The following is a 22,301-nucleotide window of genomic DNA, read 5'->3' on the forward strand; positions in this document are numbered from 1 at the left end:
CGGCGTCCGTGGCCTTTCATCGTGCCACCGGCACGATGAATTCGCCTGCGGCGAACCGGCCACTCACCCTTCTATCCCATCACGCCCGACCACCGTCATCATCGTTCCGGTCATGGTGGCGATCAGCTTGGCCTCGCCGTCGGCGGCAAAGGCGTAGGCCTGGCCGTCGGCAACGATGATGGTGCGGCCTGGCTTGGTCACCGAGCCGCGGAACAGGAAGCGCTCGCCCCTGCCCGGCGCCAGCAGGTTGACCTTGAACTCGATGGTCAGCACGCCGGAATTTTCCGGCATCAGCGAAAAGGCGGCATAGCCGCAGGCCGAGTCCAGCGCCGTCGAAATGACGCCGGCATGGAGGAAGCCGTGCTGCTGGGTGAGTGCCGCCGAATAGGGCATCTCGATCTCGATGATGCCGGGCGTCACCAGCGTCAGTTCGGCGCCGATCGTGGCCATCGCCTTCTGGCGTGCGAAGGAGGTCCTGACGCGATCCTCATAGTCCGGGGCGGGTACGATCTTTGCTGCCATGGCCGCTGCCTTCCTTTATGCGGATAAGCTTATTGCAGAGGCATGGACGGCAGGCAAATGCTTTTGCTGCACTGCACAATCGGCCTAGCCTGCCGGCTGGCGCCACGCATCCGCGAGGAATTGGCGACATCCGATCGGATTCAGGCCGACCTGCGCAATGCACAGAAGTAAAACCCGTCGGTGCCGCTCAGCGCCGGCGACAGCGAAATGTCGCCTTTGATGCCGATGCGCGCGGCTGCCTCATGGCCGGGAAAACGGCTGTCCCAGAGCTGGCGGTGCTCGACGGGAACAAAGCCGCTGTTACGGTCCCGAAAGGCCGCGATCTGCTCGCCATTCTCCTCATCAAACACCGAGCAGGTGATGTAGACCAGCAGGCCGCCCGGTTTGACATAGGCTTTGGCCGCATCGAGGATCGCCGACTGTTCGCCCTTGCGGGTATCGAGCTGCCTCTGCGTCAGCCGCCACTTGGCGTCGGGGCGGCGCCGCCAGGTGCCGCTGCCGGTGCAGGGCGCGTCGACCAGCACGATGTCCATGTGGTTGCCGAGCGGCGCGAGTTCCGTGGGCTTGGTGACCACCTGCACATTGCGGTTTTCCGAACGACGGATGCGGTCGAAGATCGGCGCCAGCCGTGCTTTCTCCGCATCATGGGCAAAGATCTGGCCACGATTTTCCATCGAAGCCGACAGTGCCAGCGTCTTGCCACCGGCGCCGGCGCAGAAATCCAGCACCTGCATGCCGGCTTCGGCCCCGGCAAGGGCGGCCGCGATCTGCGAGCCTTCGTCCTGGACCTCGAACCAGCCCTTCTGGAAGGCCGGTTCGGCCTGCACATTCGGGTGCCGGCCATCGCCGTCGATCGGTGGAATGCGGATGCCGTGCGGGGCGATTGCCGCGGGTTTGGCGCCGGTTCCCGTCAGTTCGGCCAGCACCTTGTCGCGGTTGGCCTGCAAGGTGTTGACCCTGAGGTCGAGCGGCGGGCGCGTCGCCAGTGCAGCGCCCTCGTCGGCCCAACTCGGGCCGAAGGCTCGCTCGAAAAGCGGCGCGCACCAGTCGGGAACATCCGCCCGCACCGCGTCCGGCGCATCGGCGAGCCGACCGTCGGCGATGGCCTGAAGCTCGGCGGCGGTCAGCAGCGGCGGTGCGAACTTGTCACCATCCAGCGCCTCGTTGAGCGACTGGGCCGTCTGCCCCCATTCGAGCAGCAGGGCGCCGAAGCCAATGGCGCGCGGCGTGTCCTGCCCCAGCAGCCAGCCCGCGGAACGCTTGTGGCGCAAGGCGTCATAGACGATGTTGCCGATGGCCGCACGGTCGCCGCCGCCGGCGAAGCGATGCGACAGGCCCCAATCCTTCAGCGCGTCCGCCACCGGCCGGTGGCGCCGGCCGATGTCTTCCAGCACTTCGATGGCCGCAGCCAGCCTTCCGCCCAGTCGCATTGTCTTGTTCCGTCACGCAGAAAATTATTCCGGCCCTGCTCTAGAGCGCGCAACCGGCGCGCACAAGCAGGTCGGCCGGCACAACCGCTCTGCTTTCCAACTTTTCTGGTTGCGAATACTCTTCCGATTGTGATTCGCGGCGCGAAAAGGTGAACCGGCGGATCGACACGAGGAGAGGGCAATGAAGACTTATCTGGCGGAAGTTCTAGGCACATTTCTATTGGTGTTCATCGGTACGGCTTCTGTGGTGACGGGCGGCTTCGGCGGCGCGCTGCCGCTTGGCCAGGAAGGCATCGGTCTGGCGTTCGGCATCGGCCTCATCGCCGCGGCCTATGCGATCGGCCCCATTTCGGGCGCGCATCTCAATCCGGCGGTGACGCTCGGCGTCTTCCTTGCCGGCCGGCTGCCGGCCAAGGACGTCATCCCCTACTGGATCGCGCAGGTCATCGGCGGCGTCCTTGCTTCACTGGCGTTGTGGATCATCGTCTCCGGCCAGGTTGGCGGACACACCACCGGCTTCGGCGCCAATGGCTGGGATGTGACGAAATGGGGTGTCAGTTCGGCCTTCCTGTGGGAAGTGATCGGCACCTTCACCTTCGTCACCGTGATCCTTGGCGTCACGGCCGAAAAGCACTCGACGGCGTTCGCCGGACTGGTCATCGGCCTGACGCTGGCAGGGCTGCACTTCGCCATCATCCCGGTGACCGGCACGTCGCTCAACCCGGCCCGCTCGATCGGTCCGGCACTGTTTTCGGGAACTGCGGCGATCGGCCAGCTCTGGCTGTTCATCGTGGCACCGCTGATCGGCGGCGCCATTGCCGGCGTCGTCGCCAAGGCGCGCATCTTCGAGAAGGACTGAGCTCTTTGGAAGGCTGAATATGCGAAGGCGCGGGCCATGGCCCGCGCCTTCGCGATTGGCACGATAGACCCGGTAAGTCTTCTATTCCCGATCACGACTTAAATAGGCTCGGCCTTAGACGGCAGCTTCACGCCTCATGTCGGTCCTGGAACTGAATTGTGCGGCGCCCGAGAACGGACATCGCCTGCGGTCGCGGTTGCGCCAAATAGGACAGGCTGAGGAGCCAAACTATCTCCCCGTCGGCACTGTTTGCAGCATTTCCGAGAGGCTTCGCTCCTGCTGGCCTGTGAACGCAAGGTCCAGGCCGGAAAGCAGATCGACAAGGTGACTTCTCATCAAGTCTGCCGCGGCCTTGGCGTCATGGCGTTCTATGGCGTCAACAAGGGCGTGATGGGCATGGCTTTCGCAGGTTGTGTCCCGACGCTTCCAATAAAGGGCTATAATCAGAGAAGATCTCGATAAGAGATCCTTGACAAAACCCGCAAGGGTGGCGTGCCCAGCGATGTCGGCGATCGCGAGGTGGAACCTCGCGGACAGAACGATCGCTTCGCCGTCCTGATTGGCATGCAGGGCTTCGTGCTCCATGGTCAGATGGTGCCGCAATTGCTTGATGGCCGCCGGCTTTGCCACTTCAGCGGCAAGCGCGGCCACCTTTGGCTCTATAAGCGCGCGAGCTTCGAATACCTCTCGTGCTTCCTGTTTTGTCGGCTGGGCGACAAAAGCACCACGGTTCGGCTCCAGACGAACAAGCCGATCATGAGAAAGGGCCTGCAATGCCTGACGAACCAAGGCCCGGCTTACGGAATAAATCGACGAGAGCTCGTCCTCGGGAAGCTTCGTCCCAGGGGGGATACGATGGCTGATGATCGCTTCGCTTAGTGCTCGGTATACCGGGCTCCAGCGCGCGAGTTGCGCATCCCCAGATTGTTGACCTTGATTTGGTGACTTCATGCTCGGTTGGCGATCTCTCAGATTTTGTCTGGCTATCATGAGTGAGGGCAAAAATCCACAATCATGGCCTGGGATGTGCACAATTCATGCGTAGGACGTAAGATCTTGCATGCCGAAATACCAGTTCTTCCACCACGCCCGAGCTAGCCGACCGGAGAGAAAGGAGAAAACATCCCGGCGAACGATTTGGGCCGAGGTCGTTGATATCCGCCTTGCACGGCCGTCAATAGGCCCAGATGGACAAGACCTTCGCAAAGCCGCACAGCGCAAGATACACCTTCGAGAACCGGAACGCCCACTTGGTGGGTAAGCGCCAGAGCAAGGTCGGCCATTCCTGCGCAGCCTAAGATGATCGCCTCGGCCCCGTCCTCGTCAATCGACCGCTTGATTTCCTTCGCAATGCGATCGTGCGCGTTGGAATTCGGACGCTCCAGCTCCAGGACAGGAACATCACACGCCCGGACGCCCGTACAACGGACCGATAGTCCATACCGGATGAGGTTCTGTTCGATCGAGGGAATGGACTGCCGGAGTGTGGTTACAACTCCAAAGCGCCCGGCAATCAGGCTCGCCATGTGGAATGCGGCCTCGCCAATCCCCAGCACCGGTGCTCTGGTCGTGCACCGCGCCGCATCGAGCCCGGTATCGTCGAAGCATCCAATGATCACCGCATCGGCGGTGCCGCGATGACGAATAATCTCGCCGATGAGGCCGGGAACGGCAAAGGCCTGATCATAATAACCCTCGATACTTGGTGGCCCATCTTGCGGGTTGACGGTCACGATCGTCGTCGACACGCTCGCCGCCCGTCGCGCCGCTATATCGATCGTTGCCGTCATCGAGGCTGTCGTGTTCGGATTGATGATGAGAATTTTCATTGTGCCTTCGGGGGAAACTTGGATGCGTCGGAAGGTGCGGCCGGAAAGGGAAAATCGAATACAATCTCATGCTAGATTGTAAACAATTGTACAGCCTGTCAAGCGAGTTGCCTGATTGGGATCGCTTTTTGGGCTATTTCCCTACCCGGAGCCCTCTTCACCGGCCTACGTTTCGTTATCAGTAGATCACGCCTTTTCTCGATTGTGGAAAAAGATTGTTGACGTGAGTGTAAAATTTTGTTCACAATGTGCGATACGATCCAGACTCCAACGAGATCGCTTCAACCAAAAGAGGGTAACAATGAACAGAGATCCTGTCGCAAACTCAACTATGGCCACCCTGCTGGCCGCGAACCAGGTGAGCCGACGCACCGTATTGAACGGGATTGTCGCCGCGGGAGCCACCGCATTGGCCTCGCCCCTCTTCATTCGCGGGGCAAGGGCATCGTCCGGTCAGGTGAATGTGCTCGGTTGGGCCGAGGAGTTGCCCGACTCGGTCACCAAGAAGTTCACGGCCGCAACCGGCATCGAGATCAAAATCACGCCGTTCTCGTCCAACGAGGAGCAGATGAACAAGCTCATGGCGACCGAGGGTGAGGGTTTCGATCTATGCCAACCCACGGTCGATCGGGCTGCGCAGTTCAAGGATCTTGGGGTATTGGCGCCGATCGACCCAAACAAGATCCCCATCGACGATATCTTGCCGGCCGTAATGCAGGGAATGAAAGCTTGGCAGTCTGCGGAAGGACTTTTCAGCTTGCCGCATTGCTGGGGCACGGAAGCCATCGGTTGGCGTAGCGACCTGACGAAGCTCGACTACAAGACGCTGAGCTACGGTACCCTGTGGCAGGAAGAATATGTCGGCAAAGTGCAAGGCAAGCCGGACACGCTGCTGCTTGGAATTGGCCTTTGGTTCGATGCATCGGGAAAGCTGCCGTCAAATCGTATGCTCGACAGCTACAAAGACGAGCCGACGATGAGGAAGATTTTCGATGAAATTCTGAAGTTTGCCGTCGCTCACAAAGCGCAGATCAAGCAGTTTTTCGACACGTCCGACTTGGTCAAGTCCGGTTTCATGGAGAATGGATGCGTCATCGGCCAAGTGTGGGACGGGCCGGCACTTTCATTGAAGAAGGAAGGCAAGCCAATTCAGTACATGGCTCCGCAGGAAGGGGCTCAATCCTGGATAGACGGGCTGTCCGTGGTCGCCGCGTCCAAAAATGTTGAACAGGCCTACGAGTTTCTCAAGTTCCTTTATACGCCCGAGGTCTCGGCCATGGTGGCGGAGGGTTCCGGCTATAATGGTGTCATGAAGGGATCTGATGCTTTTCTTTCGGCCGAAACCAAGAAGAGTTTTGCCGAGGCCTATCCTGAAGATGCCTTGTCGAAACTTTGGAGCCGCCCGGAGGAGCCCGGCTGGTATGGGGCGGCGCGCAACGAGTACGCCGAAAAGTTCAAGGCAGCCTAGCAACCAAGGGCGGGTTGATCGGCCCGGGGCGGGCCGGCAACCTGACTGCAGCTAGACTCAAAAGCAGAGGGACTGTGTTGCACATTTCTGGCGTGTCCGATGCCGTACCGGGACGAGGATCTGTCGAGTTGTCGGAACTGGAGGTCCGGTTCGGCGATTTCGTGGCAGTCCACCGCACAAATCTGAAAATTGAATCCGGCGAGTTCTTCAGTTTCCTCGGGCCTTCGGGATGTGGAAAAACCACCCTGCTGCGAACCATTTCGGGTTTCATGGAGCCGACCGTCGGCCAGATCAAGATCGGGGGGGTGGACATGAAAGGCGGCGGTCCCAACAAGCGGCCGACCGCATTGATCTTTCAGAATCTGGCCTTGTTTCCTTTGATGACGGTCGCCGACAACATCGGTTATGGCCTACGTGTTCGCGGTGTTCCCCGGCCGACACGAGATGCCGCCGTCGAGCGCCTGCTCGATCTCGTTTCCTTGCCTGGCCAGGGCAAGAAAATGATTGCCGAGTTGTCGGGAGGGCAGAAGCAGCGTGTGGCTATCGCACGAGCTCTTGCGGTGGAACCGTCGGTCCTCTTGCTGGACGAGCCGCTTTCGGCACTGGATCTGAAACTGCGTCAGCACATGCGGGCAGAACTGCGAGCGATCCAGCAGCGGATCGGCATAACCTTCATCTACATAACGCACGATCAAGGCGAAGCGTTGGCCATGTCGGATCGCATCGCCGTCATGAATGCCGGTCGCATCGAACAAGTCGGAACGGCCAGATCTGTTTATTGCGACCCGAAGACCCCTTTCGTCGCGTCGTTCGTGGGCGAGAACAATGTGATCCACGGGCAGGTCAAAAAGGTGTCGGGCGCCGAGGCAGTGATAGCGACGCCACTGGGGAATCTTGCGGGTCGAACCACGGGAACACTGCGGCAAGGAGATCAGGCCGCGTTCTTCATTCGGCCGGAGACTCTGAGGTTGCAAGACTCAGCATGTGATTTCAATTTCTCGGGGGAGGTCACCGAGGTGTCCTACGAAGGAAGCACCTCGCAAATAGTGCTTAGAACGGACACTGGCCAGCGCATGCTGGCGCGCGCGACCACGAGCAGGACATTTGCGCCTGTCGCGGGCGAACGGATCCATGTCGGCCTCGATCGGGCTGATGGGATAATCATGGCTGCCGACGGGAGCGGCTCATGAGGAGCCAGGTCGTCCTGTATGTGATTTTTCTGCTGCCGCTGACTACGGTGGTCCTGCTGATCCTGGGCAGCCGGTACGACCGCCGGTCGGGCACGGTGCGGGGCCAGGGATTCCTGGAGCGAAACGGCGCCATTGTCGCCACCTACCTGGTCCTTGCCACTTTCATATGGATATTCGTCACCATTATTTTTCCCCAGATTGCCATGGTGGATTTGTCTTTCCGCCCAAATCTGCCGCCCAGGCAGGCCGGCGGCCCGGATGATCATTATACTTTGGATAACTATCGGTATTTCTTGTTCGGGCCGCCAGGCAGCACTGATTTGTTCAATTTTCTACACCTTAACGCCTATGTCGCGACTATTGTCGCGAGCGTTTGCATAACCATATTCAATTTTTTACTCTGTTATCCGATTGCATATTTCATGGCGCAGTCCGCGTATCCGCGCACGCTTCGCCGCCTCATTGCTTTTTTGATATTGCCATATTGGGTGAACGAGGTTTTGCGCGTATTCGCGATACGCCTGCTGCTGTCCAATTCCGGCATCGTCAACAACGTCCTGATCGGCACCGGTATTTTGACGGAGCCGGTGGATTTCATCGGCAACAATGTCGGTCTGTATTGGGGCCTCAGCTATTCCTGCATCCTGGTGATGGTGTTCACGCTCTACAATGCGCTGGAGAGCCTGGAGAAGAGCCAGATAGAGGCTGCCAGGGATCTGGGCGCGCCGTGGTGGCATGTTCACGCATTCGTCGCCATGCCGCATGCGAAGCCTGGAATTGCGTCCGGCTGCTCGCTGACATTCATGTTCTGCGTCGGATCACTGGCGGCACCGCTCGTGCTCGGCGGCCCACGGACCTTGTGGTTCACTCCCGTCATCTACAACCGGTTCTATCAGGCCCTGAACTGGCCTCAAGGTGCCGCCTACGCGTTCATTCTCCTGGTGAGCTGCGTGATTTTCGTCCTGGTGACCCTGCGGCTGTTCAGGCTGAAACTAGGGCAGATCGCGCGATGAAAGCCGAGCCGATGCATCGCGTAGCTTTCCGCATCTACCTGGGATTGTTCATGCTGCTGCTCTTGTCGCCGCTGGCGGTCATGGGGCTCTCGGCCTTCAACACTCCGAGCTATCCGCAAGCCTGGCCGATCGAGGGTTTTACCTTGGCTTGGTTCCGCAAGCTCACGACCAGCAGCGATCTGCTGGAAGGGTTGCGCAACAGCATCATCATCGCCGTCGCCGTCACGGCTCTGTCAGTGCCTATCGGTCTCGCGGCGGCGATCGTCATGAACCAGCTCCAGGCGAGATTCCGATCGATCTATTACCTCGTCGTTATTTCCCCAATGCTGACGCCCGGGATCATTACCGGGGTTGCCACCGTGGTCTTCTGGCGGGAGATCACCCGTCAGGCCGGGCTAAGCTATCTCTATAACGGGCTGCTCCTCAGCGTCATCGCGCAGACCACCTTCATCTCCAGCCTGTGCATGCTGATTGTTCTCGCTCGACTGCAGCGCTTTGACCGGAGCCAAGAGGAAGCCGCCCTGGATCTCGGTGCAACTCCACTGCAGATTTTCTTTGGCATCACACTGCCGTTCCTTCGTCCGGCACTTGCCTCATCGGCCGTGCTCGCGCTGTTGTCTTCGGTGGAGGAATTCAACGCCACGACATTCACCATCCTGGCCGACAAAACGCTCACGACCGTGCTGGCCGGCCGCATACGCGTGGGCTTGACTCCAGAAATCAGTGCGTTGGCCGTGGTGATTGTCGCGCTGACCCTGCTCATTGCCGTTGGTTACGAAATCGCCAGCCGACGCATCGAGGCAACCAGTTCGCGCCGTTAGCGGCGGACAGACAGAACCCCAAGGAGTTCCAGAATGAAGACCATTCGCCTGATCGCGGAAGAACACCTCACATATGTTCCTCACCACGTTGCCGAGCATCTGGGCCTGTTCGAACGTCAGGGGCTTGCGATCGAGGTCAACTACGATTCCGGTCCGGGCGGTTCGTGGCTTGCCGATGTGTTGGCCGAGGGCAAGGCAGACATCGCGCGGGGCGGCGTGTGGATTCCGTTGATGTATCGCGGCAGGCTGGAAGAGTTGCGCATCTTCACCCAACTCTGCGGATTCAACACTCAAGTACTGATCGCGCGCGAGCCATATCTCAATTTCCAATGGAGCGATCTTTACGAGAAGAAAGTCCTTCTTCCCGCCGGCTCGACGAGTCAGTGGATGTTTTTAAAAGGTGTGCTGCGCGAAAATGGTATCGATCTCAGCCGTATTCAGTTCATCCGCGACCTCGATGAAGCCACCACAACCCGGCTATGGCGGGGTGGCTTTACCGATTTCTATCTGACCTATTCGCCGCTTGCCGACGCGCTTCTCATGGAGGGGTTCCACCTGGCCGCAGACCTATCGGTGGTTGCCGGGGAGGTGCCTTGGAGCGTTTACTACACGACCCCCCGGTTCCTGGCAGGAAACAGGACGGAACTGACCAGTTTCGTTCGTGCGCTATCCGAAGCCAGCGAGTGGATCGGCGCGCATACGCCGGAGGAAATCGCGAACCTGATCTCTCCTGATTTTCAAACCATACCGATCCCCGTTTTAACCGCAGCAGTGCAGCGAATGCGCTCACACCAAACTTGGTCCGCCGATATGTCGGTGAGGCGCGAACCGTTCATGCGCTATCAGGGTATGATTGCCGCGTACGGGCTCATCGATGCGCCGGTCGCCTACAACGACATCATCGACACCATCAGCATCTAATGCTGTTTCACGTGCCAAGCGTCTGAGGGATCGATGGGACATTACGCATTTTCAAACAGGACAGAAAAGCTGCTCGAGGGGTTCGAGCCGAGTTTCGATTTCATACCCGTCGATCCCTTGCCTGAAGCTGAATTCGTCGACCGGTTGCGACGTATCCGGCGTGCGGCGGTCGTTGGTGAGTATGACGCGCTCATCGTCCATACCGACGATGTCGGCTGGTATCACACCTCGAACTCGTATTTGCGCTACATCTGCGATTGGTCGCGCGAAGGCCTTCTGATCATTCCGACCGATATCGACAAGGGCCTGCAGCTCGTATCCTTCTTCAGTGACTCGGTCGTGCTTCCGCCGGCTGGAGAACCTCTGCTGGTAGACAAGATATGGCAGGTCGGCTGCTGGGGCCGCGAATATGCGGACAGGCCAGGGGTGCCGATTCAGAAGGCAGTGACCTCGGTTCGCGACATCCTGGCCAAGATGGGACTGGATAGTGGACGAATTGGGCTGATCGGCGACCACACATCCGCGCCTTACTGGGCAAAACTGGGCGCCGCATGTCCCGATGTCGAGTTCTCAGCCGAGAACGGCATTGTCGACCGAATGCAGCGTGTTCGATCCCCCAGGGAGATCGAACTGTTTCGCGCAGCAGGGCAACTCATCGATATCGGCATCCAGGCCGCGTATCATGTCATCCGGCCCGGGGTGACAGACTACGAAATCTATGCCGCCTTTACCTTTGCGCAGTTGTCTCGAGGGGGAGAGACGGGCGACGGCTATCAGATTGGTATCAACCCGTTTGGCACCCACTGCGGGCGACCTTACGGACATATTGTGGCTCCAGGCGATCTGATAAATCTTTACATTTCAAATGTCACGTATCGAGGCTACTTCGCGCAATCCTCCCGGATGATTGCCGTTGGCAAGATCAGCGCCAAGCAGGAGGAGGTCCTGGAGATGTGCGCGGAAGGCGTTCGACGCGCCACCGCTATGGCTCGCCCTGGTGTTCTGTTGCGCGATATCAACGAGGCCTCGTTCTCCCCATTCATAGAACTCGGATATCTCCCTGACGCAGAGGCTAGAACGATGCCCTTCAACTGGGAGTCGATGCCAGACGGGTCGGCAAGGGAGATCCTGCGGCAGTATGTTCCGGATGCTGACTGGGAACGTCAGGGCCGTCGCCTGGACCATATCTATCCGGCGCAAAGGGGGCCGCACAACCCCAACCTAGGTCACGAGGTTTCTATGCCAGGCATGCCTCTTTACAACATATCTTCGAACAATTTTGATCGCTTGGAACCGGGAATGGTCTTTGTGTTGCACTCGCAGTGGCTAGAGCCCTCGGTCGCAGGTGCCAATCTGGGGGATTGCTTCGTCGTCACATCGACCGGCGTGGAGAATCTAACCCGATACACTCCGGTTGAAACCCACAGAGTCTCCGTTTGAGATATGGGACCGGGATTGCCCTCAGGTCGATGGTTGTTCCCCTGAAGCTGACAGCGTATGCGAAAGCCTCCGATTTTTCGGGCCTCCCTGGGATAGACGTTCTCGCCGCCGCGGATGACCATGTCCTTGACCCGGCCGACGTCGGCCATTGCCCAGCCGCAGCGCGAGCCAGCCCTCAAGCGCCAACCTGAGCCAGAGTTCATGGCACAAATATAAGAAATATATATGTAAGAAATACCACGATATGGACAGCGCCCGTCAAGAATGTTGTTCTTTCAGTACTAAAGCTCACATTGCATATGAAGAGCGCTAAAATCAAAAGCACTGTGTCAGTCGCTGGAAGCCCCAGGGTTAATCCTCTGCCCGTCAGCAGGCTGGCGGCTGCGACCGCCGGTATGGTCAGGCCGATTGTGGCGCAAGCCGAACCCATCGCGACATTCAAACCGCGTTGCAGCTCATTGTTGAGTGAAGCGCGAACCGCCGAAATGGCCTCCGGCATCAACACCAGCCCGGCGATCATTGCCCCCACAATGCTGTCAGCCTGGGTCACCTGGTAGGCAACGAGCGTATCTTCGACGCTTGCCGCGACCTGCTCGGCGAGCATGACAATGCCGATCAGCCCGATCAAAAGCAGCAATGCGCCGGCAAAGACGCTTTCGTGAGGAGCAGTCCGCAACGAAACGCCGTGGGCTTGCCCTTCGACAAAGTCTTCCCGGTGGCGGACAGTCTGCGCGAACACGAAGCTTGCATAAAGCAGCACCGAAAGCACGCTCACAAAGCCAAGTTGAGCTGCCGAAAATGTGCCCGGCCCCGTAGCTTGTGTGTAGGTCGGCAGAATAAGCGTCATGATGGTCAGCGCGATCAGAACCGCCAAATATGCGCTGGTCCCTTGTCGAACAATTGCCTGCTTGCGATGGCGCCAGCCGCCAAGCGCAAGACACGTGCCGACGACGCCGGTAGATGCAATCATCACCGTTGAAAAGACGGACTCACGCGCAAGCGTAGGGTTGTTCTCTCCATGCAGCATCATGGAAACGATGATCGACACCTCGATTGCCGTCACGGCAAAAGTCAGCACCAATGTGCCGTAGGGCTCTCCTACACGCCGAGCCACCGCCTCGGCGTGGTCGAGCACCACGAAAATGGTGGTGAACATGATCGCACTCGAAAGCGCTCCGACGAGTATCCTGACGCCCAGCGAACCTTCGTCCGCCGACAGCCCGCCTGTCCTGACGGCGACAGCCATGACCAAGGCGGCCAGCGGCATCGCATATGAAGTCACCGAACGTCCGAAACCGCTCATGCAAGCCCCTGCACGCTGCTGCGAACCGTGGCTGCATTCGCGCACCGACAGATCGAAGCGTTCACCCGTTCACGCCGTCTTCTGCGCCACCAAGCCCAGCTCCTCCACCATCGCCTCGCGCATCAAGAACTTCTGCGGCTTGCCGGTCACCGTCATCGGCAATTCGGTGCGGAAGCGGATGTGGCGGGGGATCTTGTAATGGGCGATCTGGCCGGCGCAGAAGTTTCTGACCTCCTGCTCGGTGGCGATCTGGCCGGGCTTGAGCACGATCCAGGCGCACAGCTCCTCGCCATATTTGGCGTCGGGAATGCCGAACACCTGCACCTCCTTGACCTTTGGATGGCGGTAGAGGAATTCCTCGACCTCCCTGGGATAGACGTTCTCGCCGCCGCGGATGACCATGTCCTTGACCCGGCCGACGATGTTGCAATAGCCCTCGGCGTCGATGGTGGCGAGGTCGCCGGTGTGCATCCAGCCGTCGGCGTCGATCGCCTCGCGGGTCTTGTCGTCGTCGTCCCAGTAACCCTTCATCACCGAATAGCCGCGCGTGCAAAGCTCGCCCGGTACGCCGACCGCAACTGTAGCGCCATCGGCATCGACCGCCTTGACCTCGACATGGGGGTGGATCCGCCCGACGGTCGAGACGCGCTTTTCCAAGGGGTCGTCGACGCCGCTCTGGAACGACACCGGGCTGGTCTCGGTCATGCCGTAGGCGATGGTCACCTGTTCCATATGCATCAGCGACACCACCTTTTTCATCACCTCGATCGGGCATGGCGAACCGGCCATGATGCCGGTGCGCAGGCTGGAGAGATCGAAGGCGGAAAAATCCGGATGATCCAGCAGAGCAACGAACATGGTCGGTACGCCATAGAGCCCGGTGCAGCGTTCCTGAGCCACCGCCTTCAGCGTGGCGCCGGCGTCGAACCCTTCTCCCGGGAAAACCATGGTGGCGCCTTTCGAGACGCAACCCATCGTGCCCATCGACATGCCGAAGCAGTGGTAGAGCGGCACTGGTATGCAGAGCCGGTCGTCGGCGGTCAGCTTGATCGCCGAAGTGACGAAGTTGCCGTTGTTGACGATGTTGCCGTGGGTCAGCGTCGCGCCCTTGGGGGCTCCCGTGGTGCCTGAGGTGAACTGGATGTTGATGGCTTCGCCCGGCTTCAGCTTCTCAGAGATGCGGTCGAGGCTGTCATGCTCGTCACGCCCGGCCATGGCCAGCACATCACCGAAATTGAACATGCCGGGCGAGTTCTCGTCACCCATGCGGATGACGATCTTCAACGCCGGCAGTTTTTGTGCCTTGAGCTTGCCCGGCGTGGCCTTGGCGATCTCGGGTGCCAGCGTCTCGATCATGCCGAGATAATCTGACGTCTTGAACCTGGCAGCGGTGACCAGCGCCTTGCAGCCGACCTTGTTCAGCGCATAGTCGAGCTCGGTCAACCGATAGGCCGGGTTGATGTTGACCAGGATCAGGCCGATGCGGGCGGTGGCGAACTGCGTCACCAGCCATTCCCAGCGGTTGGGCGACCAGATGCCGACGCGATCGCCCTTTGCCAGGCCCAGCGCCAGGAAGCCGGCAGCCAGCGCATCCACCGTGTCCGAAAGTTCGCTCCAGGTGAAGCGCTTGTTCTGGTCGACGAAGACGGCGGCGTCGAGCGTGCCGTATTTGCTGACCGTGTCGGAAAACAGCGCGGGGATGGTCTTGTCGAGCAGCGGCACGCTGCGTTCGCCAGAGACATGCGCCCTACCATCGACGGGTGCGACGAAGACACCGCCCGCTCGCGCTCCGCGTCCGCGCAGATTGCTGGCATTCTTCAGCTCGTCGAGATTGACCGGCATCGCTCTCTCCTCCCGGGATTGGCCGAGCCTATCAGCCTGAGGGGGTGGTGAAAATCCCGCCGATAGTCGTGGCAGGGCAACGATCCGGCCCACGACGCTTCGGGGCCCTTCGTTGGTTGATGAACATCAAACGCAAAAACCCGCCTGGGCGGCGGTCACTGGCGCAAATCAGCACCATGGGCAAAAATGTAGCATAGCTGCCCTCACCAATCAAGGAAATAATTCCTAATTATATACGTGACAAAGCATGAGGCATTTGCTACAAACATGGCAGGGAGCACCTAGCCATGAAACTCGACAGCCCAATCTTCCAAGACGCCGACGCCGCTCGCATCCATTTGGAAGCGCAGCGTTGGCCGCATGGTCCTAACTGCCCGCATTGCGGCAATGCAAATCCCGACCGCATCACCAAGATGGAAGGTAAGGCGCACCGTCCCGGCCTGTACAACTGCATGGAATGCCGCGAACAGTTTACCGTCACTGTCGGAACCGTATTCGAGCGCTCTAAGATCGCCTTGAACAAGTGGCTTCTGGCGACGTTCCTCATGGCTTCGTCCAAGAAAGGCATGAGCGCTCATCAGTTGCACCGTATGCTCGGCGTCACCTACAAGACCGCTTGGTTTATGGCGCACCGCATCCGCGAAGCCATGGCAGAAGACGTAAAGTCCGCTGGCCCGCTTGGTGGCGAAGGCAAGACCGTCGAAGCAGACGAAACCTATATCGGTCGCGTGGATCGCGATTACCTTTCGCCTCAGCGCAAAGGCCAGCCGCGCTTGAAGCGCAAGATGAAGCCGAAGCGCACCGTTATCGGCCTTGTCGAGCGTGGCGGCAAAGCCCGCATGGTTCACGTCCAGCACGCCACAAAGGCCGTGGTGCGCGATATCCTGGTCCGCAATGCCGACCGCAAATCGACGCTCTACACCGACCAGTCCAAGCTCTACACCGTGACCGGCGAGGAATACGCCTCACATAAGACGACCAACCATTCCGCTGGCGAATACGTCCGCTATGAGGACGGCGTGTCGATCCATTCGAACACGATTGAGAACGTGTTCTCGGTGTTCAAGCGCGGCATGGTCGGCGTCTATCAACATTGCGGCGAAGCTCATTTGCATCGCTACTTGGCCGAGTTTGATTTCCGTTATAACCGCCGCACGGCGCTCAAGATCACCGACACCGAACGCCATGACCAGTTGCTTGCGATGATCGAAGGCAAGCGCCTCACTTATCGGCGGATTAACGAAGGCGATCTCGCCTAAACAGAAAGCAAGGAAGTTTATCGTCCTGAGGAAGAAACTTCAGAGGGAAGCCGCATGCGACCCTCTGCGTGGAAGCGATGAAAGTCCTCACCACGACGATAAATAGCTAAGGCTATCTTTGCATAAGGCACGAAGTGATTTTGACACGCGTCTTTGACCGCTTCCGGGTCAGCGACACCCAAACCCGCCAAAAGACTGTCGGACCGTTCCACGGCCATTCTCTCTGTAGCTTTGTTCGAGAAATCTTTGTTATCCGTGCCTAAAACCCCATCTCGATCCAATATACCGTGCAGTTCTCGATACAGGGTTGATAGATCAGATTTCTTGGAATCGAATATGCCAATAAGAGCATCAATTTGTGTGAGCGAGCTATAAACGCCCTTGACCTCTATCACTCCGGGTGAGGCATATTTTATCTTTGATACCTGAAGCGGATAGTCCTCTTTAGCTCCCGCCGCGATATCTTTGAAAAAACCCAGATAGCTTCCGCCTCGTTGCCACGGATATTTCGCAATTTTTTCGACTAGGTTTTGAGCAAGTGGGCCAGAGGCATCCCTCACTTCGCCAAGGTATGAGAACAAGCTATATAGGTCATCGAGTTTGGCGTAAAACCGTGAAAAGTCATTCGCCGACCACCTGCCATCAATTCGGTAGCTATGGCTGGTGAGAGACGAGACCTTTATGCCTTTGAATTGCTCAGTATGGTTTCGAGCAAAAAATCCAGGAGAAGGCAAAAGCTCCGAGACATTTTCGACCACCGCTTCGGCGGGAATAAGCTGGACCTCATCTTCGAACTTTGCCCAGTCGAACATATAAGGCTCGCCACCCCGCCGCTCTCGCATGAGGTAGCTGAGATCGATTCTCTGCCGGAGATAGTCCGATAGCAGCTTTGGGCTTGTAGACTTTGCTATGAAGGGCTCATCGAAGCCTTCAACCTCATCGGAGACCGCAAATGCGACTATATTGTTGCCTTGGCGATCCTGCAGCAGCGCAAGGATGGGGCCGTCGTAATACACCAATGTCTGGACGAAAGACGCGTGTCTCTTGTTGCGAGCCTTCATAGCAGGCTCACCACTTCAACAACCGCCCCAATCGGATCAAAGCCCGCCGCCATCCAAAAGCTCACGTGAGGCGACTCCTCCGTCCCACGGTGTCCGACACCGGACTCCGGTGTTATATCAATAATTGCACCGAATGTCTTGTGTTTGAGCAAGCCAACGTTCTGCGCAAAATCCCGCACCCGAGCTAATGGGCCATCCACCCAATTTTCATCGTAGACGATTAGCGAGCAAGCTGCCCAAACGCATGGATCTGACTTTTTTCGCGGAGGCAGCCCCAGAGCATTGTGAGAGTGGCAAAACATCTCGTCTATTTCTGGCCCGGTAACCAGCCTGATAAACCGCCCTGTCATCTCGACTGCGGCAGGTGGTGGGCACGTGCCGTCGTTCGGCAATTCTTCTTTGGGTATAAAAGGCACTGTCAGGCTTCCCCCCGGACACTGGGGGACTTATCACCTGAGCAGCTAGGTTTTGCAATCGTCGGCCGAATTATCCCGCTGTTTTTTATTATTACTGTTGATTTCAGGTTTCTTTTGGGCGGTAGCATCATGATGCTTAGGCGGCGTTTTCAGCATCCGTTGCAGCGTGTCGTTGAAGCGCCGTTCGTCATCGGTTGTTTTGTTGTTAGCGGGATTGTTCATGCCGAAAGTAGCTCCGGAGAATGACGCCATTAGGCTTAAGTTCGTTGACGCGCTCGATGCCTGGGTAAAGGTCGAGCACGCTCTTTGGAAGGTATTCTACGTCATCCTGAAGCCGATGGAAGCCGGTCAGTCCCAATCTCTCTTTCAAGCCGTGGGAAGCTTTCAATCACAACGAGACGCTGTGATGGTCGTTGCAGGCGGCGCAATCTCAGACGTTGACCTCTTAGGCGAATTGGAGACCCTGCAAGGTAGAGCAAGAGGCTTGGCAACCAAGCGCAACAATCTGGTTCATGGCCGATGGCTTATGGCATCTACAAGAGCCAAAGACCCATCCACGCTGATGCGTTTCTACCGACCAGCCAATATCACGCAATTTCTGAAGCCCGGCGAAACGCTGCTTTCGAAGAAAGGCAAATACATATTCGACTTTCAGGATTTGCAGAATTGCGAGCGTGAGTTCAAGACGCTGGCGACTGATTACGACGCCATCAGGATGAAGATCGCGGCCCACTTGGGCGTAAGCCCCCATATCGAATTACTTGAAAAAGATATTGTCGGACCGATTCGTACGACGATTCAGCGGTCAGACCCTCCCCAAGAAGGTCCCTAGCGAAATCCACTAGGTCCGTGGATATCTCGATTTCGTCAGCACCGGCCTGTCCCGGCTTTTCTATCGAATCACACATACTTTGTCACGTATATAATTAGGAAATAATTCCTATACAGGAAAGCCCCGGCGCAAGGCTACCGACACCGCGGGACGGCCGCCGTCAGGGTTTTCAAGCCGGTTCAGAGCCCTGAGGGGCAGCGGGCGAAGGCCCGCCGCTATCCGACCGCAGTCGCCATCTTCGCCGCGATGTCGCGCAGGACCGCTTCATCGGCCGCCGGCCGTGTCTTCCTGGATGCCACGAGACAAGCCTGCGAGCGCAGGACGAGGCCATCGCCCAGCACCTTGAGATGATTGGCGCGCAGCGTCGAGCCGGTGGTTGTGATGTCGACGATGACATCGGCCAGACCCGCCGCCGGCGCACCTTCGGTGGCCCCCAGGCTCTCGACGATGCGGTAGACCTGGATGCCGTGCTTCTGCGAGAAGAATTGCTGGGTCAGCCGCCAGTATTTGGTGGCGATGCGCAGCCGCCGGCCATGGCGCTGGCGAAAATCGGCAGCGACGTCGTCGAGGTCGGCCATGGTGTCGACGTCGAGCCAGATGTCCGGCACGGCCACCACGACATCGGCATGGCCAAAACCGAGACGGGCGACGATTTCGGCGCGGCTCTCCCAGTCGGCAAGGTTTTCACGCACCAGGTCCTCGCCGGTGATGCCGAGATCGACGGCACCCTGGCCGATCTCGCCTGATATTTCGGAAGCCGACAGGAACACCACTTCGACATCGTCCAGGCCCTCGACGCGGGCGTGGTATTTGCGCTCGTCGCCGGGCAGGCTGACGGCTAACCCGGCTTTGGCCAGCACGTCCAGCGCCTGCTCTTTCAGGCGGCCTTTGGATGGGATCGCCAGCGTGATCATGGCGCCGTCTCCCGCAACGCCTCGATGCGGTCGAGCCAGACGGAAAAGCCGACGCCGGGGATCGGCGTCTTGGCGCCAAGCAAGGTCAGCAGCCGGTCATAGCGGCCGCCGCCGACCAGCGGCCGGTCGCCATTGTCCGCCGCGATTTCGAAAACCAGGCCGGTGTAGTAGTCGAGCGGGCGGCCGAACGCGGCGTCGTAGCGGATTTTATCGGCCGGCAAGCCATGCGCTTCGATCGCCTTGGCGCGGGCAGCGAACTTTTCCAGCGCGACATCGAGCGACAGCCCTGCGCCGGTGGCGAAGGTCTCCAGTGCCTGGGCCGCACCATCAAGCGGAACGTCGATCGCCAGAAAATCCTTCAGCGCGGAAAACGCCTCGCTCGACAGCCGAACGCTGCGCAATTCGGCTTTCTCGATCAGCCGCCGGGCAATGTCGGACGGCGAGCGTCCGGCGGACGCCGACAGGCCGGCCTCTTCCATGCCGCTGGCGATATGGGCGGAAAGACCGTCCAGATCACCGTCGAGGACCAGAGCGGCGACCGGACCTGAGAGCTGGCTGTTGCGCGGCGGGTTGGCGAGATCGGCGAGTGCCGCCTCAAGCATCGGCGCCGAGCCGAAAGCGCGGGCAAGACGCATGCGCCAGCCGCGCGGCAGCCCAAGGGCGGCCAGCACCGCCTCGAAAATGGTCTGGTCGCCAAGCGTGATCGCCAATGCCTGGCCAGGCAGCACCAGCGACAGCAGCGCATGCGCGTCGGCCACCGAGCGGGCATCCGCTTGCGCGGTATCGCGGTCGCCGAGATCCTCGATGCCGGCCTGGAAGAACTCGTTGCCGCCTTCGCGGCGCTGGCGAAACACCTCGCCCAGATAGGAATAACGGCGCGGCGTGCCGGCCTGCGAGCTGATGTGGTCGAGACAGACCGGGATGGTGAATTCCGGCCGCAGGCACAATGTCTGGCCGGTCTCGCTTTCGGTCAGGAAAATCCGGCGGCGCAGATCCTCGCCGGCCATGTCGAGGAACGGGTCCGCCGGCTGCAATATGGCGACCTCGACCGCATGCGTGTTGCGCGTGGCGAAAAGGTTGGTGATGTCGGTGGAGATGGCGGGGGTGCGGGAGGTCAACTTGCTGACCTCAGTGCTGCACGACCCTCTGGTCCCAAACCAGAGGCGCCAACGCGGCCTCTACTTGCCACGCGCCCTCTCCTCAGCCTGCGCCGCCAATATCTTCCTCACCTCGACGACCAGCTCGCCCTCCGCCACCGTCACCTGCGCCGGGCGTGCGGCGCGCCATTCGGCGTTGTCTGATATTTCGGCAGACATGCGCGCGCCTTCGATCAAATCCTTGATCTGCAGCTCGCCCTTGGCGCGCTCGTCGCCGCCCTGGATGATGGCGACCGGACAGCCGCGGCGGTCGGCATATTTGAGCTGCGCCTTCATGCCGGCGCCGCCGAGATACATTTCGGACCGAATGCCGGCGGCGCGCAGCTCCGCCACCATCTTCTGGTAGCGGCCGAGGCTGTCGGTGTCCTTGTCCATCACCAGCACGACGACCGGCGCAATCACGTCCGAGGCATCAAGCTTGCCGAGGTTCTTCAGCGCGGTCATCAGCCTGGAGACGCCGATGGAAAAACCGGTTGCCGGCACCGGCTCGCCACGGAAGCGCGAGACGAGGCCATCATAGCGCCCGCCGCCACCGACCGAACCGAAGCGCACGATCTGGCCGTCTTCGTTGGGGATTTCGGCCAGAAGCTCGGCTTCGAAGACAGGGCCGGTGTAGTATTCGAGGCCGCGCACGACCGAGCGGTCCATGGCAATCCGGTCTTCGTCATATCCGGCCGCCCTGACCAGCGCTTCAATCGTGGCGAGTTCGCCGACGCCTTCCTGGTAGATCGCGTTCGAACTGACCATGGAATCCTGGCCGGCCTGTATAGTCCTCGCAGTCGCGAGAAGAACCGCCTCGGCTTGCCCGTTGTTCAACCCGGCGCCCTTGGCGAAGTCGCCTTCGCCCTCCTTGCCGCCGTCCCAGCGGCCCGGGCCAAGCAAAAGCTTCACGCCTTCCGGCCCGAGCTTGTCGAGCTTGTCGATCGCACGCAACACCGTCAGCCGGCGGCCGGCATTCTCCTCGCCGCCAAGGCCGATCGCCTCCAGCACGCCATCCAGCACCTTGCGGTTGTTGACGCGGATGACGTAGTCGCCGCGCTTGATGCCCAGCGCTTCCATGACGTCGGCCATCATCATGGCCATTTCGGCGTCGGCGGCCACACCCGGCGTGCCGATCGTGTCGGCATCGAACTGCATGAACTGGCGGAAGCGGCCGGGGCCGGGCTTCTCGTTGCGGAACACCCAGCCTGAGCGATAGCTGCGGTAAGGTTTTGGCAGCCGCTCGTAATTCTCGGCGACATAACGCGCCGTCGGCGCGGTCAGGTCGTAGCGCAGCGACAGCCACTGATCGTCGTCATCCTGGAAGGAGAACACGCCTTCGTTCGGCCGGTCCTGGTCGGGGAGGAATTTTCCGAGCGCATCGGTGTATTCGATCAGCGGCTGGTCGGCCGGCTCAAAGCCGTAAAGCTCATAGACCGAGCGGATCGTCGCCATCATCTTCTCGACGGCGCGGATGTCCTCGGCGCTGCGGTCGGCAAAGCCGCGCGGCAGTCGCGCTTTCGTCTTTTCCGATTTATCGGCCATGGGGTGTTTGCTCGGCGTTTTATGATGCTTGCAGGTCGGCAATGTTGCGATTTTCGCAACGCGGGTGTCCTAACCGAAGAGGTCGGATGCGGCAAGGGTCAGACCTCTGGCGCTGCCGATGAGAGAAGGCGACGCCGCACCTCCTTGAAACCAATCCGGACCGCAAATGAAACAATCCCGCCATGCGTGCGGCATCGTGCCGACACAATCGCCGCTGATAAAGCGCGGGAAATGAGGGTTCGCGGCCATGACCAGCACAGCAAGATTCCATGCCATCGACAGCGATGCCGGATTGTCCGCACGCTTGCGCCCGGCCGACATCAACGTCCCGAAAATGGTCAGCCAGGCTGCCGGACCGTTCGAAGTACCCGCCGACACCGGCAAGGGACCATCCATGCGCGACGCGTTGATGACCGGCCTGCTGGTGATCTATCCGACCCTGGCCACGGTGGTGGCGATCGTCGCCGGCCTGGTGCTGGCCAGCGCCAACGGCACCTGAG

21 protein-coding genes are annotated in these 22,301 nt (G+C 59.6%); 10 read left to right on the forward strand and 11 right to left on the reverse strand.

From position 1 onward, the window contains the following. Positions 1–63: 63 nt before the first annotated feature. Together A4R29_RS20640 and A4R29_RS20645 are read right to left on the reverse strand one after the other, a co-directional pair. Complete coding sequence (locus tag A4R29_RS20640; RefSeq protein ID WP_013530371.1) at positions 64–522, reverse strand: PaaI family thioesterase; 459 nt, start codon at positions 520–522, stop codon at positions 64–66. A 140-nt stretch (positions 523–662) separates the two neighbouring features. Further along, a complete protein-coding gene (locus A4R29_RS20645; RefSeq protein ID WP_063172755.1) occupies positions 663–1,952 on the reverse strand; it encodes an RsmB/NOP family class I SAM-dependent RNA methyltransferase in 1,290 nt (429 codons plus the stop codon). A gap of 181 nt (positions 1,953–2,133) precedes the next feature. Here A4R29_RS20645 and A4R29_RS20650 point away from each other — a divergent pair, with 181 nt between their 5' ends. Then, a complete protein-coding gene (locus A4R29_RS20650; RefSeq protein WP_013530368.1) occupies positions 2,134–2,811 on the forward strand; it encodes an MIP family channel protein in 678 nt (225 codons plus the stop codon). 228 nt (positions 2,812–3,039) lie between these two features. On the opposite strand, the gene A4R29_RS20655 is transcribed toward A4R29_RS20650, so the two are convergent. Continuing rightward, on the reverse strand, positions 3,040–3,762 hold the full coding sequence (locus A4R29_RS20655) for a GntR family transcriptional regulator (RefSeq protein WP_063172756.1): 723 nt from the start codon (positions 3,760–3,762) through the stop codon (positions 3,040–3,042). Positions 3,763–3,905: 143 nt separating this feature from the next. Continuing rightward, positions 3,906–4,640 carry an aspartate/glutamate racemase family protein gene (locus tag A4R29_RS20660; RefSeq protein ID WP_063172757.1) on the reverse strand — a complete coding sequence of 245 codons (735 nt, stop codon included), beginning with the start codon at positions 4,638–4,640 and terminating at the stop codon, positions 3,906–3,908. Between the two features lie 331 nt (positions 4,641–4,971). On the opposite strand from A4R29_RS20660, the gene A4R29_RS20665 reads away from it, so the two are divergent. The 6 genes from A4R29_RS20665 (at position 4,972) to A4R29_RS20690 (ending at position 11,493) form a co-directional block, all read left to right on the forward strand. Beyond that, positions 4,972–6,108, forward strand: coding sequence for an extracellular solute-binding protein (locus A4R29_RS20665; RefSeq protein WP_244506849.1), 1,137 nt, complete (start codon positions 4,972–4,974; stop codon positions 6,106–6,108). A gap of 128 nt (positions 6,109–6,236) precedes the next feature. Beyond that, a complete protein-coding gene (locus A4R29_RS20670) occupies positions 6,237–7,298 on the forward strand; it encodes an ABC transporter ATP-binding protein (RefSeq protein WP_395316692.1) in 1,062 nt (353 codons plus the stop codon). After that, complete coding sequence (locus tag A4R29_RS20675; protein WP_063172759.1) at positions 7,295–8,311, forward strand: ABC transporter permease; 1,017 nt, start codon at positions 7,295–7,297, stop codon at positions 8,309–8,311. The genes A4R29_RS20670 and A4R29_RS20675 overlap by 4 nt, the downstream gene beginning before the upstream one ends. Further along, positions 8,308–9,132, forward strand: a complete 825-nt coding sequence (locus A4R29_RS20680) for an ABC transporter permease (RefSeq protein WP_082827471.1) — start codon at positions 8,308–8,310, stop codon at positions 9,130–9,132. Before A4R29_RS20675 ends, A4R29_RS20680 begins: the two co-directional genes overlap by 4 nt. Before the next feature lie 33 nt (positions 9,133–9,165). Then, positions 9,166–10,053, forward strand: a complete 888-nt coding sequence (locus tag A4R29_RS20685) for an ABC transporter substrate-binding protein (protein WP_063172760.1) — start codon at positions 9,166–9,168, stop codon at positions 10,051–10,053. Positions 10,054–10,086: 33 nt separating this feature from the next. Further along, positions 10,087–11,493: a M24 family metallopeptidase gene (locus A4R29_RS20690; protein ID WP_063172761.1), complete on the forward strand. Its 1,407-nt coding sequence runs from the start codon at positions 10,087–10,089 to the stop codon at positions 11,491–11,493. A gap of 199 nt (positions 11,494–11,692) precedes the next feature. On the opposite strand, the gene A4R29_RS20695 is transcribed toward A4R29_RS20690, so the two are convergent. Both A4R29_RS20695 and A4R29_RS20700 read right to left on the reverse strand, forming a co-directional pair. Continuing rightward, a complete protein-coding gene (locus A4R29_RS20695) occupies positions 11,693–12,796 on the reverse strand; it encodes a calcium:cation antiporter (RefSeq protein WP_027160982.1) in 1,104 nt (367 codons plus the stop codon). A gap of 69 nt (positions 12,797–12,865) precedes the next feature. After that, on the reverse strand, positions 12,866–14,638 hold the full coding sequence (locus A4R29_RS20700; RefSeq protein ID WP_063172762.1) for an AMP-binding protein: 1,773 nt from the start codon (positions 14,636–14,638) through the stop codon (positions 12,866–12,868). A 287-nt stretch (positions 14,639–14,925) separates the two neighbouring features. Between A4R29_RS20700 and A4R29_RS20705 the strand changes: the two genes are divergently transcribed. After that, positions 14,926–15,897, forward strand: a complete 972-nt coding sequence (locus tag A4R29_RS20705) for an IS1595 family transposase (RefSeq protein WP_063172763.1) — start codon at positions 14,926–14,928, stop codon at positions 15,895–15,897. Positions 15,898–15,914: 17 nt separating this feature from the next. Here A4R29_RS20705 and A4R29_RS20710 read toward each other — a convergent pair whose 3' ends face one another. Together A4R29_RS20710 and A4R29_RS34510 are read right to left on the reverse strand one after the other, a co-directional pair. Further along, positions 15,915–16,958 (reverse strand): hypothetical protein, encoded by a 1,044-nt coding sequence (locus A4R29_RS20710; protein WP_063172764.1) that lies wholly within the window; start codon positions 16,956–16,958, stop codon positions 15,915–15,917. 461 nt (positions 16,959–17,419) lie between these two features. Then, positions 17,420–17,596, reverse strand: a complete 177-nt coding sequence (locus A4R29_RS34510) for a hypothetical protein (RefSeq protein ID WP_161491084.1) — start codon at positions 17,594–17,596, stop codon at positions 17,420–17,422. Between A4R29_RS34510 and A4R29_RS20720 the strand changes: the two genes are divergently transcribed. Further along, the gene (locus A4R29_RS20720) at positions 17,595–18,206 is read left to right on the forward strand and encodes a hypothetical protein (protein WP_063172766.1); all 612 of its coding nucleotides are present in this window, start codon (positions 17,595–17,597) and stop codon (positions 18,204–18,206) included. The genes A4R29_RS34510 and A4R29_RS20720 overlap by 2 nt on opposite strands. A gap of 215 nt (positions 18,207–18,421) precedes the next feature. Here A4R29_RS20720 and hisG read toward each other — a convergent pair whose 3' ends face one another. The 3 genes from hisG to hisS are packed head-to-tail and all read right to left on the reverse strand — an operon-like array spanning position 18,422 to position 21,801. Then, positions 18,422–19,120, reverse strand: a complete 699-nt coding sequence (gene hisG / locus A4R29_RS20725) for an ATP phosphoribosyltransferase (protein WP_027160984.1) — start codon at positions 19,118–19,120, stop codon at positions 18,422–18,424. Continuing rightward, complete coding sequence (locus tag A4R29_RS20730; RefSeq protein ID WP_027160985.1) at positions 19,117–20,238, reverse strand: ATP phosphoribosyltransferase regulatory subunit; 1,122 nt, start codon at positions 20,236–20,238, stop codon at positions 19,117–19,119. The genes hisG and A4R29_RS20730 overlap by 4 nt, the downstream gene beginning before the upstream one ends. A gap of 60 nt (positions 20,239–20,298) precedes the next feature. Further along, complete coding sequence (gene hisS, locus A4R29_RS20735) at positions 20,299–21,801, reverse strand: histidine--tRNA ligase (protein ID WP_027160986.1); 1,503 nt, start codon at positions 21,799–21,801, stop codon at positions 20,299–20,301. 247 nt (positions 21,802–22,048) lie between these two features. Here hisS and A4R29_RS20740 point away from each other — a divergent pair, with 247 nt between their 5' ends. Further along, positions 22,049–22,300 carry a hypothetical protein gene (locus A4R29_RS20740; protein ID WP_024502332.1) on the forward strand — a complete coding sequence of 84 codons (252 nt, stop codon included), beginning with the start codon at positions 22,049–22,051 and terminating at the stop codon, positions 22,298–22,300. The last annotated feature ends 1 nt before the right edge of the window (position 22,301 follow it).

Origin of the sequence: Mesorhizobium ciceri biovar biserrulae (assembly GCF_001618845.1) — a bacterium.
Classification (GTDB): domain Bacteria; phylum Pseudomonadota; class Alphaproteobacteria; order Rhizobiales; family Rhizobiaceae; genus Mesorhizobium; species Mesorhizobium ciceri.

What these genes read in the sequence shown, in the direction of transcription:
- A4R29_RS20710 (WP_063172764.1), bottom strand. Translation starts at nt 16,958, where the DNA reads ATGAAGGCTCGCAACAAGAGACACGCGTCTTTCGTCCAGACATTGGTG.
- hisS (WP_027160986.1), bottom strand. Translation starts at nt 21,801, where the DNA reads ATGGCCGATAAATCGGAAAAGACGAAAGCGCGACTGCCGCGCGGCTTT.
- A4R29_RS20690 (WP_063172761.1), top strand. Translation starts at nt 10,087, where the DNA reads ATGGGACATTACGCATTTTCAAACAGGACAGAAAAGCTGCTCGAGGGG.
- A4R29_RS20705 (WP_063172763.1), top strand. Translation starts at nt 14,926, where the DNA reads ATGAAACTCGACAGCCCAATCTTCCAAGACGCCGACGCCGCTCGCATC.
- A4R29_RS20685 (WP_063172760.1), top strand. Translation starts at nt 9,166, where the DNA reads ATGAAGACCATTCGCCTGATCGCGGAAGAACACCTCACATATGTTCCT.
- A4R29_RS20655 (WP_063172756.1), bottom strand. Translation starts at nt 3,762, where the DNA reads ATGAAGTCACCAAATCAAGGTCAACAATCTGGGGATGCGCAACTCGCG.
- A4R29_RS20700 (WP_063172762.1), bottom strand. Translation starts at nt 14,638, where the DNA reads ATGCCGGTCAATCTCGACGAGCTGAAGAATGCCAGCAATCTGCGCGGA.
- A4R29_RS20645 (WP_063172755.1), bottom strand. Translation starts at nt 1,952, where the DNA reads ATGCGACTGGGCGGAAGGCTGGCTGCGGCCATCGAAGTGCTGGAAGAC.
- A4R29_RS20665 (WP_244506849.1), top strand. Translation starts at nt 4,972, where the DNA reads ATGGCCACCCTGCTGGCCGCGAACCAGGTGAGCCGACGCACCGTATTG.
- A4R29_RS20650 (WP_013530368.1), top strand. Translation starts at nt 2,134, where the DNA reads ATGAAGACTTATCTGGCGGAAGTTCTAGGCACATTTCTATTGGTGTTC.
- A4R29_RS34510 (WP_161491084.1), bottom strand. Translation starts at nt 17,596, where the DNA reads ATGAACAATCCCGCTAACAACAAAACAACCGATGACGAACGGCGCTTC.
- A4R29_RS20695 (WP_027160982.1), bottom strand. Translation starts at nt 12,796, where the DNA reads ATGAGCGGTTTCGGACGTTCGGTGACTTCATATGCGATGCCGCTGGCC.
- A4R29_RS20640 (WP_013530371.1), bottom strand. Translation starts at nt 522, where the DNA reads ATGGCAGCAAAGATCGTACCCGCCCCGGACTATGAGGATCGCGTCAGG.
- A4R29_RS20660 (WP_063172757.1), bottom strand. Translation starts at nt 4,640, where the DNA reads ATGAAAATTCTCATCATCAATCCGAACACGACAGCCTCGATGACGGCA.
- hisG (WP_027160984.1), bottom strand. Translation starts at nt 19,120, where the DNA reads ATGATCACGCTGGCGATCCCATCCAAAGGCCGCCTGAAAGAGCAGGCG.
- A4R29_RS20740 (WP_024502332.1), top strand. Translation starts at nt 22,049, where the DNA reads ATGACCAGCACAGCAAGATTCCATGCCATCGACAGCGATGCCGGATTG.
- A4R29_RS20720 (WP_063172766.1), top strand. Translation starts at nt 17,595, where the DNA reads ATGCCGAAAGTAGCTCCGGAGAATGACGCCATTAGGCTTAAGTTCGTT.
- A4R29_RS20675 (WP_063172759.1), top strand. Translation starts at nt 7,295, where the DNA reads ATGAGGAGCCAGGTCGTCCTGTATGTGATTTTTCTGCTGCCGCTGACT.
- A4R29_RS20680 (WP_082827471.1), top strand. Translation starts at nt 8,308, where the DNA reads ATGAAAGCCGAGCCGATGCATCGCGTAGCTTTCCGCATCTACCTGGGA.